The organism is Streptomyces sp. NPDC001493 (genome assembly GCF_053597235.1).
Window position 1 is genome coordinate 81,036 of the sequence record NZ_JBSFHV010000005.1, and the last position, 16,137, is coordinate 97,172.

The following is a 16,137-nucleotide window of genomic DNA, read 5'->3' on the forward strand; positions in this document are numbered from 1 at the left end:
ACGATGAGGGTTCTGCTGCTCGGCGCCAACGGATTCCTCGGCCGCTTCGTCGCGGACCGCCTGCTGGCCGACCCGGCCGTCCACCTCACGGCCCTGGGCCGGGGCGACGACGCCGACGTACGGTTCGACCTCGCGGGCGGCAGCCCCGGGGCGCTCACCCGCTTCCTGGACGCCGTCCACCCCGGGGTCGTCGTCAACTGCGCCGGGGCCACCCGGGGCCAGGCCCGCGAACTGACCCGGCACAACACCGTCGCCGTCGCCACCGTCTGCGAGGCACTGCGCCGCAGCGGCTGCGGGGCGCGGCTCGTCCAGGTCGGCTGTGCCTCGGAGTACGGGCCCTCGCAGCCGGGGTCCTCCACCGCCGAGGACGCCGTGCCGCGCCCCGGTGGCCCGTACGGCGTCAGCAAGCTCGCCGCCACCGAACTCGTCCTCGGATCCGGGCTCGACGCGGTCGTGCTGCGGGTCTTCTCGCCGGTCGGCCCCGGCACCCCGGCCGGCTCCCCGCTCGGCCGGCTCGCCGAGGCCATGCGCCGCGCGATGCAGTCCGGCGACGGCGAGCTGAAGCTCAGCGGGCTCGGCGTCCAGCGCGACTTCGTGGACGTACGGGACGTGGCGCGGGCCGTGCACGCCGCCTCGCTCTCCGCCGCCCAGGGTGTCGTCAACATCGGTACCGGCCGGGCCGTCCGGCTGCGCGACGCCGCCGCCGTCCTCGCCCGGGTCTCCGGGTTCGCCGGTGTGCTCCACGAGTTGGAGCTGCCGCCGGGTCGCCTCCCGATCGGCGCCCAGCGCACCTCCGCCGAATCGGTGATGGAGCACCTCGCGGCCACCCCGTCGCCCTACCCGGACGGCTGCGGTGCCTGGCAGCAGGCCGACGTGCGCACCGCCCGCGACCGACTGGGCTGGCGCCCCCGGATCAACTTGGAGGAGTCCCTTGCCGATATCTGGATGGAGGCGGCGTGCCGCATCTGACCGGCACGGGAACGGCCCGCCGGGCGAGCGGCAATGAGCAGATGGGTTTCGGTGTGCCTGGATACGCTCACCCGTTGCTCGCTCCCACGGAGTGGGCGGAACTCACCCGCCCCGGGACACCGTTGCACTGGGCGGTCCTCAACATCGCGGACGGGCCGGGCACCCGGCCCGACCCGCACTGCCTGGAGGCGGCCGGAAAGCTGCACAACGCCCGGGAGCGCGCCCTGCAGGGGTGCGCTCCCGGCGCCGCCGCCCCGGGCGGCCTGCTGCTCGGACACCTCGATCTGGTCCACGGGGCACGGCCGTTCGGCGATCTCGTCGTCGACGCCAAGCGGTTCCTGGACTGGTACCGGGTCGGCGGCTTCTACCTCGGCCGCTGCCCCACCGAGCGGGCCGGCCTCCCGGCGGTCCGCCGGCTCACCGCCACCCTGCGCGAACTGGTCGCGCAGAGCGAGGCCGACCGGGGTGCCCCGGCGGCCGACGGCGGGCGGATCGTGCTGGGGCTCGGCACCCATCCGTACCCCGGTTACGCCGAGGCGGCCGACCAACTCGTCACCTTCCGGGGGTCCTGGCCCGACTACCGCTGGTCGCAGGTGGCCCAGTGGACCGCCGAGTACCCGCCCGAGCGGTTCGCGCACTTCGTCCACGGCGTCCCCCGTACCCACCTGGACGAGGCGATGCGCATCGCGCGGTGGCAGGGCGCCGGCACGATCTTCTTCACCGACCGGGACGGACGTAACCGGCAAACCGATCCATTCGCGGCGCTGCCCGGTTACTGGGACGAAATCGTCTCGCGGATCGGACCGGGTATCTCGGAATGACTGCGGGCGTGGCAGTGTTACCGGGAGAACAACCGTACGTAACTGAAGTACGTAGAAACCGACCACCTGCATTGTTGAGGTTCCTGTGTCGCTGCCACCCTTGGTCGAGCCGGCTGCCGAGCTCACCGTCGATGAGGTCCGCAGGTACTCCCGCCACCTGATCATCCCGGATGTCGGGATGGACGGACAGAAGCGGCTGAAGAACGCGAAGGTGCTCTGTGTCGGCGCCGGCGGCCTCGGCTCGCCCGCGCTGATGTACCTGGCCGCCGCTGGTGTCGGCACGCTCGGCATCGTGGAGTTCGACGAGGTCGACGAGTCGAACCTGCAGCGCCAGATCATCCACAGCCAGGCCGACATCGGCCGCTCCAAGGCCGAATCGGCCAAGGACTCGGTGCTGGGCATCAACCCGTACGTGAACGTGATCCTGCACGAAGAGCGGCTCGAAGCCGAGAACGTGATGGAGATCTTCGCCCAGTACGACCTGATCGTGGACGGCACGGACAACTTCGCCACCCGCTATCTCGTCAACGACGCGGCCGTACTGCTGAACAAGCCGTACGTCTGGGGCTCCATCTACCGGTTCGACGGACAGGCGTCCGTGTTCTGGTCCGAGCACGGTCCCTGCTACCGCTGCCTCTACCCGGAGCCGCCCCCGCCGGGCATGGTTCCCTCCTGCTCCGAGGGCGGGGTGCTGGGCGTGCTCTGCGCGTCCATCGGCTCCATCCAGGTCACCGAGGCCATCAAGCTGCTCGCCGGTGTCGGCGACCCGCTCGTCGGCCGACTGATGATCTACGACGCGCTGGAGATGCAGTACCGCCAGGTCAAGGTGCGCAAGGACCCCGACTGCGCGGTCTGCGGCGAGAACCCGACCGTCACCGAGCTCATCGACTACGAGGCCTTCTGCGGCGTCGTGTCCGAGGAGGCGCAGGAGGCGGCGCTCGGCTCCACGATCACTCCCAAGCAGCTCAAGGCGTGGATCGACGCCGACGAGAAGATCGAGATCATCGACGTCCGCGAGCCGAACGAGTACGAGATCGTCTCGATCCCGGGCGCCAAGCTGATCCCGAAGAACGAGTTCCTGATGGGCAACGCCCTCCAGGGCCTGCCGCAGGACAAGCGCATCGTCCTGCACTGCAAGACCGGTGTCCGCAGCGCCGAGGTCCTCGCGGTCCTCAAGTCGGCGGGCTTCGCCGACGCGGTGCACGTGGGCGGCGGCGTCATCGGCTGGGTCAACCAGATCGAGCCGTCGAAGCCGGTCTACTAGACCTGCGACGTGTGTGGAGGGGCCCCGCCGCGAGGTGATCGTGGCGGGGCCCCTCCACGCGCATCCGGACCCGGACCGCGTCAGGACGAGCAGACCGAGCCGTCCGCCGGGACCTTCCCGTCGAGGAAGTAGGCGTCCGTCTTCGCGGTCACGCAGGTGCCGTGGCCGTAGGAGCCGTGGCCCTCACCCTTGTTGGTGAGCATCACGCCGACGCCCTCGCCGAGTTCGTCCGCCATCCGCTTCGCGCCCTCGTACGGGGTCGCCGGGTCGCCGGTCGTCCCGATCACCAGGATCGGCGCCGCACCCGGGGCGCTCGCCTCCGGGGTGTCGTGCTCCCCGGCCACCGGCCAGCCGGCGCACCACCCGGCGGTGTCCCAGGCGAGGAACGGGCCGAAGACCGGCGAGAGCTTCCGGAACTCCGGCAGTAGCGCCCGGGCCTCGTCGGCGGTCGGCCGTGCGGTGCTGTCCGCGCAGGAGATGGCCCGCTGGGACTGCGACTGCGTGTCGTAATGCCCGTTCTCGTCCCGGCCGTTGTACGCGTCGGCCAGCGCGAGCAGCGTGTTGCCGGTGCCGTTGTTCTCCGCCTCGTCGAGCGCCTGCGTCAGCGCCGGCCAGCTGCTCTGCGAGTACAGGGGCGCCACGATGCCGGTGACGGCGAGCGACTCGCTGAGCATGCGGCCGGAGTCGGTCGGCAGCGGGTCCTTGTCCAGCTTCGCGAGCAGCCGGGCGATGCGCGCGCTCCCCGCCTCCGGGTCCTCGCCCCGGTCCTCGAGGTAGTTCTCCAGCGCGCGCTGGAAGCCCGTCGCCTGGTTCCGGGCGTGCCCGAGCGAGTTCGCCGTAGGGTCCACGACCGCGTCCAGCACCACCCGGCCGACGTTCTCCGGGAAGAGATGGGCGTACGTGCCGCCCAGCTCCGTGCCGTACGACATGCCGAAGTAGTACAGCTTCCGGTCGCCGAGCACCTGGCGGATCAGGTCCATGTCGCGGGCGGTGTTGGTGGTCGTCAGGTACGGCAGGACCTTGCCGGAGCCCTTCTCGCAGCCGGAGCCCATGTCCGCGCCGTCCTTCAGGAACGCCGCCTCCTCGGCGGGCGTGTCCGGGGTCATGTCGACGCGTTTCAGGGCCGCTTCGGTCGCGCCGTCGCTCCGGCAGTCCACGCCCTCGCTGGCGGCGACGCCGCGCGGGTCGAACCCCACCAGGTCGTAACGGGAGTTGAGCTTCCCGTACGCGGTCGCCGCCTGGGGCAGGATGCTCACACCGGAGCCGCCCGGACCGCCGAAGTTGAAGAGCAGTGAACCGATCCGCCGTCCGGTGGAGGTCGCCTGACGCTTGATCAGGGCGATGCCGATCGTGTCCCCGTCCGGCTTTTGGTAGTCCAGCGGCACCTGGACGGTGGCGCACCGCCAGCGGCTGCCGGGGGCCTCACCGCCCTCGGGGGCCTCGCACTTCTTCCAATCGGCCCTCTGCGAGGTGAGCGCGGCCGGCAGCGCGGTGGAGGCGGGTGCGGGCGTGGCGGTCGCGGTGGCGGCCGGAGTCCCGGCGGTCGCGCTGCCCTTGTCCGAAGGGGCGGCCTCCGTGGAGCTGTCGCAGCCCGCGAGCGCGACCGCGGTCAGCAGCGCCGCCCCCGTCAGAGCCGTGACGCGGCGGGCGCGTGGGTGCATGTGCATGGTGTCGTCGTCCTCCCCGATGCCCGGAGCGGTGGACCGCCCGGGCACGACATGTGTGCGGCCACGGTAGTTGGGCCATGGACACCGCCCGCCGCCGGGAGTGGCACGCACCACGGGTTCCGGCGGCGGGCGGTGGCCCGGCGCGCCGTACGCCCTCCCGGCGCCGTACGCACTCCCGGCGTGCCGAACGCCCTCCCGGTTACAACTGGCCCCGGCGCGTCAGCTGGTTGAAGCAGAGCCAGCCGGGCAGCACCGGCAGCCAGAGCGTCATCACGCGGAAGAGCAGCACCGCCGGAGCCGCGACCTCCTTGGGCAGCCCGACCGCGATGAGGCCGATCGTCAGCGCACCCTCCACCGCGCCCATGCCGCCCGGGGTGGGCGCCGCCGAACCCAGGGCGTTGCCCGCGAGGAAGACCACCGCGACGCTCGCGTACGACAGCGTCGGCACGTCCGGCCCGCTGAACGCCCGGACCGACGCGTCCAGGCAGAGCACGAACAGCACCGTCAGCAGCAGCATCCCGCCGATCCCGGTGGCCAGCTTCTGCGGACGCTGCACCACGTCCAGCATGCGCGGCACGACCCCCGCGAACAGCGACCGCACCCGCGTCACCACGAACTTCCGCAGGAACGGGATGGCCGTCACCACCAGCACCAGCACCGCGACCGTGAGCAGCCCGGCGATGACCGTACGGGACGGGGTCAGCGAGTCCGGCGTCTTCTCCGTACCCGTCAGATACCCGAACAGGGCCAGCAGCAGGATGTGGCAGCCCAGGCCGAACAGCTGCGAGGCGCCCACGCTCGCGACCGCGAGACCCGGCCGCACCCCCTGGCGCTGGAGGAAGCGGGTGTTCAGCGCCACCCCGCCGACCGCCGCCGGAGCCACGATCTTCACGAACGACCCGGCCACCTGGGCCAGCACCGTGCGCCGGAACGGCACCCGCTCGGGCACGAAGCCCAGCAGGCTCATCGCGGCGGCCACGTAACTCAGTGCCGAGAAGCCCAGCGCCGCCGCCACCCAGCCCCACTCGGCCTGCTCCACCACCGTGCCGAAGTCGGCCTGGGTGATCTGCGAGATCACGAAGTACGCGGCGATGGACCCGGCGATGAAGCTCAGCAGGGTGCGCGGCTTGATGCGCTCCAGCCGGACCGGTTCGACCGGGGCCTGCGGGCGGATCAGCAGCACCTGGCGGCGGATCTGGGTGAGCAGGTCCTCCTCCCGGGCCTCCTCCCGCGCATCGTCCAGAGCCCGCTTCTCGGCCTGCTTCTCCGTCCGCTGCGTCTTCCGCTCGGACTTCTTCCGGTCCGCGGGGGAGGCCACCGTGGAGGAGGCGGACTCCGCACGGTCCCGGCGCGCCGCGTCCGAGGCCTCCAGCGCCGCCTCGCGCTCCCGCTGCGCGCGTTCCCGGGCGAGCCTGCGCAGGGTCGCCCGGGTGGAGCGGGTCAGCGCGATCGGCTGGAGCAGCGGCAGACACCCCGCCACCGCGTCCGGCCCCAGCACGGCGAGCGCCCCGGCCACCGACCGCTCGGCCCCCACCCGCAGACCGAGCGTGGTCAGCAACTGGGCCACGTCCATCCGCAGGATCAGGTCACCCGCCGCGATCTCACCGCCGCGCAGATCGGTGACGTACACCTCGCCCTCGTCGTCCACCAGGATCGCGTCCCCCGCGAGCCTGCGGTGCGCGATCCGCCGCGACTGGAGCGACCGGACCTGCTCCCAGGCGCCGCGCACCAGCTCGTCGGTGATCTCCGAGTCCTCCAGGGAATCCAGCGACCGGCCGCCGATGTGCTCGTACACCAGCATCACCGCGTCCGGGCCCAGCTCGGAGGTGGCGATCAGCTTCGGAGCGTTCGCCCCCGCCGCGATGGCCGCGTACGCGAGCAGCGCCTCCTGTTCCAGGGCCTGGCGCAGCGACTGGACGGTCCGCCGCTGCGTGATGGAGCGCAGCGTGATCCGCCGCCAGGCCCGGTAGAAGAACCCCTGGGCCTGCTGCTCCCGGTCCACGACCGTCACGTCGAGCGGCGGGCCGTCCTCCAGGGTGACCCGGTAGCGACGCCCCCGGTCGGTCTGGTCCGGGTTCTCCGGCGCCTCCTCGGCGCGCAGCGCGGCGACCGGCCGGAAACCGACGTGCCGCAGACCGGCCATCAGGTGCTGGCCGGTGGGCCGGACGTTCGGGGAGCCGACCCCGTACAGCGTTCCGTACGCGACGGTCCAGCCGATCAGCACGGTGAGGACGATCGAGAACGGGGTGGTGTACCCGCCCACCAGCATCGCGAACGCGTCGAGCAGCAGCACCACCCAGAGCACGACCCGCCAGCGCGGGCGCCGCGCCATGCCGACCGCCGTCATGTACGCGATGACGGGCGCGAGGTAGCCGTGCACCGGGTCGGTCAGCGCGTGACCGGGCTGCTGCTGGGTCAGCGCGTCCTGGATCGAGCCGGGGGCGGACCGTGAGACCCAGAGATCGGTGGCGAGCGTCACCCCGTGCGCGAGCACCGCGGCGAGCACCCCGTCCGCGATGCGCAGCCCGTCGCGTTTGATCAGACGCTCGATGGCGAAGGCGACCGGGACGAGCAGCACCGCGATGCTGGACACCAGCCCGGCGATCTTGATCAGGAGATCGGGCGCCTGCTCGGTGCCCCGGGAGATGTCGTCCTCCAGGCCCGTCGTGGTGCCCTGGGCGAAGGCGGCGACGGCCAGCAGCACCACGATGGCGAGCACGCCGACGAGCAGCCGCAGCAGGTCGGACGGGCGGTGCACCCGGGCGGCGAGCAGCGGCTCGTCGCCCGAGACGCGTTCGGCGGGCCCGTCGCCGGTGCCCGCACGCGTCGAGCCGGTCAGGCGCGGGGGGCCGTCGGGGGCTGTCCCGGGGGCGCCGGGTGCCTCGCCGGTGGCTGCGTCCTTCTCCGTACGGGTGGGGTCACCGGTGGGGTCCGGCGTGGAGCCGGAGCCGCCTGGCTGCGAGTCGGCATCGGAGGCGTCCGCCGCCCGGGATGGCTGCACGCCCTGCTCCTTCGTCGCATCTGGTCGATCTTCGTGTTCTCGTATCACCGGTCACCGCCCGCACGATGGTGGCACGGCGGGAGGACACACGGAGCCATCAGGGTGCATTGCCCGCGCGCGCGAGGGGCAGGATTCGCTCCTTTGCACGGGCGCGCGTTCCCGGCCGACGCGGTCCGCGCGCCCCCTGCCGGGAGTTTCCGCGCGCCCCCTGCCGGGAGGTACGGACATGTCCGTACGAGCGCCCCGATGTCGGTGGCGTACGGCAGGATGGGACGGATGAGACAGGACCGGACGCCCCGGCACGGCGACGCGGACGACGGCGTGAACGACGGCGTGAACGACGGCGTGAACGACCGCGCGGGCGACGGTGCGGGCGACGGCACCTCCCGCCGCCGGTCGGCGGACGGCGGCACCGCCGGCGCCCCGGCCACGCAGGCCCACGCCGAGCTCCCCGAGTACGCCGAGCGGGTCCTCGACGTCGCCGACCTGATCCCGCCCGGCCACGTCATGACCTACGGCGACGTCGCCGAGTGGCTGGGCGACGGCGGACCGCGCCAGGTCGGCCGGGCGATGGCGCTCTACGGCTCCGCCGTGCCCTGGTGGCGCGTCGTCCGGTCGGACGGCACGCTCCTGCCCGGCCACGAACTCCGCGCGCTGGCCCACTACCGCGACGAGGGCACCCCGCTGCGCGGTGCCGCCCGCTCGGCGGAGGGGCATCTGCCGCGGATCGACATGCGGCGCGCACGGTGGGACGGCGGGACCGGGGAGCCCGGCGGGACCGCCGGACCGGACAGGGGCGAGGAAGCTCACACCTGACAGCTTCGGCCATCGGAGCCCGGCAGTCGCCCTCCTCCGGTCCCGTATCCCACGCGTCGCCGGACGGGCCCCGCGGGGCCGGGGACACCCCGGGCGGGCCGGGACGAACCGCACACGTGACGAGCGACGCAGCGGACCCGCGCCCGCCCGCGCCCCCACTGGCGTAGCGTCGATGCCCGACGCGGACCCGAGCCCCTGCCGCACCGCTTCCATCCGCGTACCTCTCCGTTCCTCTCCGTTCCTCTCCCGACCCACCCCGGGACCGCCCCCGGCCGGTGCACCACCGGCCCGCACCACCAGCCGGCGCGTCACGTGCCGGAGCACCACCAGCCGGCGCTCACGTGCCGGTGCACCTTCAGCCAGCGCACCACCAGTCAGCGCACCACCGACAGGACCGGCGAACCAGTGAGCTCCTCCTCCACCACCCGGCACGACCCGCCCCGCGAAACGCGACGGCGGGCGCCGGGCGCGTACCGGCTGGTGCGCACGCCCCCCGGGTCGGTGGAGCCCCCTGTGCTGGACGCCGCGCAGCGCGCGGTGGTTGACCACCCGGGCGGACCGCTCCTCGTGCTCGCCGGACCCGGCACGGGCAAGACCACGACGCTCGTGGAGTCCGTCGCCGCCCGGGTGGCCGCCGGTACGGACCCGGCCCGCATCCTCGTGCTCACCTTCAGCCGCAAGGCCGCCGTGGAACTGCGCGACCGGATGGCGGCCCGGCTCGGCGCGGCGCGCGGACCGCAGGCCACCACCTTCCACTCGTACTGCTACGCCCTGGTCCGCGCCCACCAGGACGCCGACCTCTTCGCCGATCCGCTGCGCCTGCTCTCCGGGCCCGAACAGGACGTCACCGTCCGCGAGCTGCTGGCGGGCCAGGTCGACCTGGAGAAGTCCGGCCACGCCCACATCCGCTGGCCCGACGAACTGCGGGCCTGCCTGACCACCCGCGGCTTCGCCGACGAGGTGCGCGCCGTCCTGGCCCGCAGCCGCGAGCTGGGCCTCGACGCGGACGCCCTGGCCGACTTCGCCCGCCGCACCGGCCGCCCCGACTGGGGCGCGGCGGCCCAGTTCCTCGCGGAGTACCTCGACGTGCTGGACGCGCAGGGCGTCCTCGACTACGCCGAACTGGTGCACCGCGCGGTCCTGCTCGCCGAGCGCCCCGAGGTCGCGGAGCGGCTGGCCGGGGAGTACGACGCCGTGTACGTCGACGAGTACCAGGACACCGACCCGTCCCAGGTGCGGCTGCTGCACGCGCTGGCCGGCAACCGCGTGGGGCGTACGCCGGCGGGCACGGGTCCCGGCGCGGGCGCGGGCGTGCGGGGCGGTACGGGCCCCGGCGCGGGCGCGGGCGTGCCGGGCGGTCGGGCGCGGGGCGGCGGCCGGACGCTGATCGCGTTCGGCGACCCGGACCAGTCCATCTACGCCTTCCGGGGCGCCGACGTGAACGGCATCCTCGACTTCCCCGACGCCTTCCGGCGCGCGGACGGGGCCCCCGCGCCCGTGGGCGTCCTCACCACCTCGCGCCGCTCCGGCGCCGGCCTGCTCGCCGCGACCCGGCTGCTCACCCGCCGGATGCCGCTCACCCGGCTGCCCGCCGACAAGGTGCGCGCCCACCGCGAACTCTCCGCGGTCCGGGACGGCGGCCAGGCCGAGGCGTACACCTACCCGACCGCCTCCACCGAGCTCGACAACATCGCCGACCTGCTGCGCCGCGCCCATCTGGAGGACGGCGTGCCGTGGAACGAGATGGCGGTGCTGGTACGCGCCGGTGGGCGCTCGATGCCCTCCGTGCGCCGGGCGCTGACCTCCGCCGGGGTGCCGCTGGAGGTCGACGGTGACGACCTCCCGCTCCGCCACGAACCCGCCGTCGCCCCGCTGCTGACCGCCCTGCGCGTGGTGGCCGAGGCCGCCCTGCGGCAGCCGCCGGCCGACACCGCCGATACCCACACCGACGACGCCGGCGCCACCGACAGCGCCGACGCCACCGACGCCACCGCCGCCGACGCGGCGGCCGTGACCGGTCCCGCGAGGAGCGTGCTGGACGAGGAGACCGCCCTCACCCTGCTCACCTCCCCGCTCGGCGCCATGGACGCCGCCGACCTGCGCCGCCTCGGCCGGGCCCTGCGCGACGACGAGCGGGCCGCCGGCAACCGCGTACCGCCGCCCTCCGGCGAGCTGCTCGCGCTGGCCCTCGCCGAACCCGAGCGCCTCGCCACCCACGACCCCTCCCACGCCCGGGGCGCCCAGCGCCTCGGCACCCTGCTGGCCCGGGCCCGGACCCTCCTCCAGGAAGGAGGCACCGCCGAGGAAGCGCTCTGGACCCTCTGGAACGGCACCCCCTGGCCCAGCCGCCTGGAGCGCGCCGCGCTGCGCGGGGGCGCCGCCGGGCGCAACGCCGACCGCGACCTGGACGCCGTGTGCGCCCTCTTCGAGACGGCGGCCCGCGCCGAGGAACGCACCGGCGGGCGCGGGGCGCTCAACTTCCTGGAAGAGGTCGACGCCCAGGACATCGCCGCCGACACCCTGTCGCGCCGGGTCGTCCGGCCCGACGCGGTCCGCCTGATGACCGCCCACCGCTCCAAGGGCTTGGAGTGGCGGCTCGTCGTGGTCGCCGGGGTGCAGGAGGGCCTCTGGCCCGACCTGCGCCGCCGGGGCTCCCTGCTGGAAGCCGACCGGATCGGCCGCGACGGACTCGCCGAACCCCTGACGCCCGGCGCGCTCCTCACCGAGGAACGCCGGCTCTTCTACGTCGCCGCGACCCGCGCCCGCGAACGCCTGATCGTCACCGCCGTCAAGGCACCCGCCGACGACGGCGACCAGCCGTCCCGGTTCCTGGCCGAACTGGGCGTCGAGCCCCGCGACGTCACCGGCCGCCCCCGCAGGCCGCTCGCCGTGGCCTCCCTCGTCGCCGAGCTGCGCGCCACCACCGTGGACCCCGCCGCCTCCGACGCGCTGCGCGAGGCCGCCGCCCAGCGCCTCGCCCGGCTCGCCGCGCTCACCGACGACGAGGACCGCCCGCTGGTTCCCGCCGCCCACCCGCACCGCTGGTGGGGCCTGGACGAACCGACCCGGTCCGCCGTCCCGCTCCGCGACCGGGACCAGCCCGTCGTGCTGTCCGGCAGCGCCCTCGACCAGCTCGCCCACACCTGCGCGCTCCAGTGGTTCCTCGGCCGCGAGGTCAAGGCCGACGCCCCCGCCACCGCCGCCCAGGGCTTCGGCAACGTGGTGCACGTACTCGCCGACGAGGTGGCCTCCGGCCGCACCCCCGCCGACCTGGACGTCCTGATGGAACGCCTCGACACCGTCTGGAACGGCCTGGCCTTCGACGCCCCCTGGAAGTCCGACCAGGAGAAGGGCCAGGCCCGCGCCGCCCTCGAACGCTTCCTCCACTGGCACGTCATGGACCGCTCCGGCCGCACCCCCGTCGCCGGGGAGCACGGCTTCGACGTGACCCTCGAAGCGGGGGAGTACGCCGTCCGCATCCGGGGCTCCATGGACCGCGTCGAACGCGACGCCGAGGACCGGGCGTACGTCGTCGACTTCAAGACCGGCAAGGCGGCACCCACCAAGGACGAGGTGGCCCGCCACCCGCAGCTCGCCGTCTACCAGCTGGCCGTCCGCGAAGGCGCCGTCGACGAGGTCTTCGACGGCCGGCGCCCCGAACCCGGCGGCGCCGAACTCGTCCAGCTGCGCCGCCCCGCCCCCAAGAAGGAGGGCGGCGAGACCTCGCCCCAGGTGCAGGCCCAGCAGCCGCTCGCCGGGGAGTGGGTCTCCGACCTGCTCGCCACCGCCGCCGGACGCGTCCTCGACGAACGCTTCACCCCCACCACCGGCACGCACTGCGGCCACTGCACCTTCCGCGCCTCCTGCAGCGCCCAGCCCGAGGGGAAGCATGTGGTGGAGTGAGGCCGGCCACGGCCCCGTCCCCGCAGGTCTTACGGCCCACGGGGAAGCGACCACGGGCCGGGACACGATGTCGGCGCGTCCGGTTACCGTTCTTGGGTGTCCTCACGTCTCACCGATCCCGAGCAGCTCAAGGAGCTGCTGGGCATCCCCTTCACCCCGGAGCAGACGGCCTGCATCACCGCGCCGCCCGCCCCGCAGGTGATCGTGGCCGGAGCCGGCTCCGGCAAGACGACCGTGATGGCCGCCCGCGTGGTCTGGCTCGTCGGCACCGGCCAGGTCGCCCCCGAACAGGTCCTCGGCCTCACCTTCACCAACAAGGCCGCCGGGGAGCTCGCCGAACGCGTCCGCAAGGCCCTGATCGCCGCCGGGGTCACCGACCCCGACGCCATCGACCCGGACAACCCGCCCGGCGAGCCGAGCATCTCCACGTACCACGCCTTCGCCGGCCGGCTGCTCACCGACCACGGGCTGCGGATCGGGCTCGAACCCACCACCCGGCTGCTCGCCGACGCCACCCGCTACCAGCTCGCCGCCCGGGTGCTGCGGGACGCGCCGGGCCCCTACCCGGCGCTCACCCACTCCTTCCCCACCCTCGTCGGCGACCTCCTCGCGCTCGACGCCGAGCTCGCCGAGCACCTGGTCGAGCCCGACGCCCTCGCCGCGTACGACACCGGCCTCCTCCGCACGCTCGAAAGCGCCAAGCTCTCCAACGAACAGCTGCGCAAACTCCCCGAGACGGCCCGGGCCCGGGGCGAACTCCTCGCCCTCACCGAGCGGTACCGGCAGGCCAAGCGCGGCCGGGACCTCGTCGACTTCGGCGACCAGATCGCCCTCTCCGCCCGGCTCGCCCTCACCCGGCCCGAGGTCGGAGCCCTGCTGCGCGACGAGTTCCGGGTGGTGCTCCTGGACGAGTACCAGGACACCTCCGTCGCCCAGCGGCTGCTCCTCTCGGCCCTCTTCGGCCACGGACCCGGCGGCACCACCGGCCACGCCGTCACCGCCGTCGGCGACCCCTGCCAGGCGATCTACGGCTGGCGCGGCGCCTCCGTCGCCAACCTCGACGACTTCCCCCACCACTTCCCGCACGCCGACGGCACCCCCGCCACCCGCCACAGCCTCAGCGAGAACCGCCGCAGCGGAGGACGCCTCCTCCAGCTCGCCAACGGCCTCGCCGAACCGCTGCGCGCCCGGCACGAGGGCGTCGAGGCGCTGCGGCCCGCCCCCGGGGCCGAACACGACGGGATCGTCCGCTGCGCCCTGCTCCGGACCCACGCCGAGGAGATCGACTGGCTCGCCGACTCCCTCGCCCACCTCGTGCGGACCGGCACCGAGCCCGCCGAGATCGCCGTGCTCTGCCGCACCGCCTCCGACTTCCCGCAGATCCAGGCCGCGCTGGTGGCCCGCGACGTCCCCGTCGAGGTCGTCGGGCTCTCCGGGCTGCTCCACCTCCCCGAGGTCGCCGACCTGGTCGCCGTCTGCCAGGTCCTCCAGGACCCGGGGGCCAACGCCTCCCTCGTCCGGCTGCTCACCGGCCCGCGCTGGCGCATCGGCCCCCGCGACCTCGCCCTGCTCGGCCGCCGGGCCCGCCTCCTCGTCCACCGCGCCTCCCCGGGCGACGGGGACGCCGACGCCGACCTGCGGCTCGCCGAAGCCGTCGAGGGCACCGACCCGGCCGAGGTGATCTCGCTCGCCGACGCCCTGGACACCTTCCTGGACCAGGGCGGCGACGAGGACGACGGGCTGCCCTTCTCCGCCGAGGCCCGGGTCCGGTTCGCCCGCCTCGCCGCCGAACTCCGCGACCTGCGCCGCTCGCTCGCCGACCCCCTGATGGACGTCCTGCACCGGGTCCTCGCCACCACCGGCCTCGAAGTCGAGCTCTCCGCCTCCCCGCACGCGCTCGCCGCCCGCCGCCGCGAGACCCTCGCCAACTTCCTCGACGTCGCGGCCGGTTTCGCCTCCCTCGACGGCGAGGCCACCCTCCTCGCCTTCCTCGGCTTCCTGCGCACCGCCGCCCAGTACGAGAAGGGGCTCGACAACGCCCTGCCCGGCGGCGAGAACACCGTCAAGGTGCTCACCGCCCACAAGTCCAAGGGCCTGGAGTGGGACGTGGTCGCCGTCCCCGGTCTGGTCACCGGCCAGTTCCCCAGCAGCCGCGCCCGCGAATCCTGGACCTCCCAGGCGCAGGTGCTCCCGCACGCCCTGCGCGGCGACGCGGCCACCCTCCCGGCGCTGGACACCTACGACGCCCGCACGCTCAAGGCGTACCAGCAGGAGATGAAGGAGCACCAGCACACCGAGGAGCTCCGCCTCGGCTACGTCACCTTCACCCGCCCCCGCTCCCTGCTGCTCGGCTCCGGCCACTGGTGGGGCCCCTCGCAGAAGAAGACCCGGGGCCCGTCGGCGTTCCTGGACGCGCTGTACGAGCACTGCGCCGCCGGGTACGGCGAGATCGAGGTCTGGGCCGAGGAGCCGGACGCCGACGAGGAGAACCCGGCGCTCGCCGCCCAGGACGCCGACATCGCCTGGCCGCTGCCCCTGGACGCCACCGCGACCGCCCGCCGCCGCGCGGCCCGGGACACGGTCCTCGCGTACCTGGACGCCCGGGCGGGCGCGGAAGGGCAGCCGCACGCCGGACCGGAGCCGGTGCCCGCACCCGCCGGAGGAGAGGACGACGGGGAGCCCTACGAGGCGCCGTACGAGGAGCCGTACGAGGAAGAGCTGGACTGGGACGACTGGGACTCCCTCGCCACCGAGCGGGACCCTCTCGCCACCGAGGGGGACCCTCTCACCACCGAGCGGGACCCTCTCGCCACCGAGCGGGACTCTCCGGCCACCGGCCGGGACTCCCTCGCCACCGGCCGGCCCGAGGTGCTCCCGCCCCCGCAGGCCGCCGCCGACGCCCCCGCCGAGACGGCCGGACCCGCAGGCCCCCTCCCGTACGTCCCCGCCGCCCGGCCTTCCAGCGAGGCCCCCGGGAGCGAGCTGACTCCCGAGGAGAGCCGCACCCTCGCCTCCTGGGACCGCGACCTCGACGCCCTCGCCGGCGAGCTGCGGCGCGCCCGCGCCACCGTGCGGGACGTCGTCGTACCCGCCTCCCTCTCCGCCACCCAGCTGCTCCTCCTCGCCGAGGACCCGGACGCCTTCGCGCGCGAACTCGCCCGCCCGATGCCCCGCCCGCCGCAGCCCGCCGCCCGCCGGGGCACCCGCTTCCACGCCTGGGTCGAGTCCCGCTGGGAGGAGCTCCCGCTGCCGATGCTCGGCTTCGACGAACTCCCCGGCGCCTCAGGTGACGAGAACGACATCGACATCGCGGACGAGCGCGAGCTCGCCGAGCTGAAGGAAGCGTTCGAACGGACCGAGTACGCCCGCCGCACCCCGTACCGGGTCGAGACCCCGTTCCAGATCTCGCTCGCGGGGCGGACCGTCCGGGGCCGGATCGACGCGGTGTACCGCGCCGACGACGGCAGTCACGAGATCGTCGACTGGAAGACCAGCCGCCACCGCACCGCCGACCCGCTCCAGCTCGCCGTCTACCGGCTCGCCTGGGCCGAACTCCACGACCTGCCGCTCGACTCCGTGACCGCGACCTTCCTCTACGTACGCACCGGCGAGACCGTCCGGCCCCGCTCCCTGCCCGGCCGGCCGGAGCTGGAGCGGCTGCTCCGGGACGAGCCACCTTCGCGGGCCCGTTAGGCT

Annotated in this window: 8 protein-coding genes; 6 read left to right on the forward strand and 2 right to left on the reverse strand. The window is 74.3% G+C overall.

Annotation, left to right across the window (positions count from 1 at the left end; genetic code table 11):
* The first annotated feature begins 3 nt into the window (after nt 1-3).
* The 3 genes from ACWCWD_RS09850 to moeZ all read left to right on the forward strand — a co-directional run bounded on the left by ACWCWD_RS09850 (nt 4) and on the right by moeZ (nt 3,054).
* Nucleotides 4-969: an NAD-dependent epimerase/dehydratase family protein gene (locus tag ACWCWD_RS09850; RefSeq protein WP_450771591.1), complete on the forward strand. Its 966-nt coding sequence runs from the start codon at nt 4-6 to the stop codon at nt 967-969.
* Nucleotides 957-1,790: a spherulation-specific family 4 protein gene (locus ACWCWD_RS09855; protein WP_450771593.1), complete on the forward strand. Its 834-nt coding sequence runs from the start codon at nt 957-959 to the stop codon at nt 1,788-1,790. Before ACWCWD_RS09850 ends, ACWCWD_RS09855 begins: the two co-directional genes overlap by 13 nt.
* Before the next feature lie 85 nt (nt 1,791-1,875).
* Entirely contained in the window at nt 1,876-3,054 is a 1,179-nt protein-coding gene (moeZ, locus tag ACWCWD_RS09860) for an adenylyltransferase/sulfurtransferase MoeZ (protein WP_450771595.1), read from the forward strand.
* 80 nt (nt 3,055-3,134) lie between these two features.
* Here the strand turns inward: moeZ and ACWCWD_RS09865 are convergent, their stop codons facing one another.
* Both ACWCWD_RS09865 and ACWCWD_RS09870 read right to left on the reverse strand, forming a co-directional pair.
* On the reverse strand, nt 3,135-4,721 hold the full coding sequence (locus ACWCWD_RS09865; protein ID WP_450771597.1) for an alpha/beta hydrolase: 1,587 nt from the start codon (nt 4,719-4,721) through the stop codon (nt 3,135-3,137).
* Nucleotides 4,722-4,920: 199 nt separating this feature from the next.
* Entirely contained in the window at nt 4,921-7,722 is a 2,802-nt protein-coding gene (locus tag ACWCWD_RS09870) for a lysylphosphatidylglycerol synthase domain-containing protein (RefSeq protein ID WP_450771599.1), read from the reverse strand.
* A gap of 276 nt (nt 7,723-7,998) precedes the next feature.
* Between ACWCWD_RS09870 and ACWCWD_RS09875 the strand changes: the two genes are divergently transcribed.
* From ACWCWD_RS09875 to ACWCWD_RS09885, 3 genes are all read left to right on the forward strand, one after another.
* The gene (locus ACWCWD_RS09875) at nt 7,999-8,538 is read left to right on the forward strand and encodes an MGMT family protein (RefSeq protein ID WP_450771601.1); all 540 of its coding nucleotides are present in this window, start codon (nt 7,999-8,001) and stop codon (nt 8,536-8,538) included.
* Between the two features lie 405 nt (nt 8,539-8,943).
* A complete protein-coding gene (locus ACWCWD_RS09880; RefSeq protein WP_450771603.1) occupies nt 8,944-12,441 on the forward strand; it encodes an ATP-dependent helicase in 3,498 nt (1,165 codons plus the stop codon).
* A 96-nt stretch (nt 12,442-12,537) separates the two neighbouring features.
* A complete protein-coding gene (locus tag ACWCWD_RS09885) occupies nt 12,538-16,134 on the forward strand; it encodes an ATP-dependent helicase (protein WP_450771604.1) in 3,597 nt (1,198 codons plus the stop codon).
* Nucleotides 16,135-16,137: the final 3 nt, after the last annotated feature.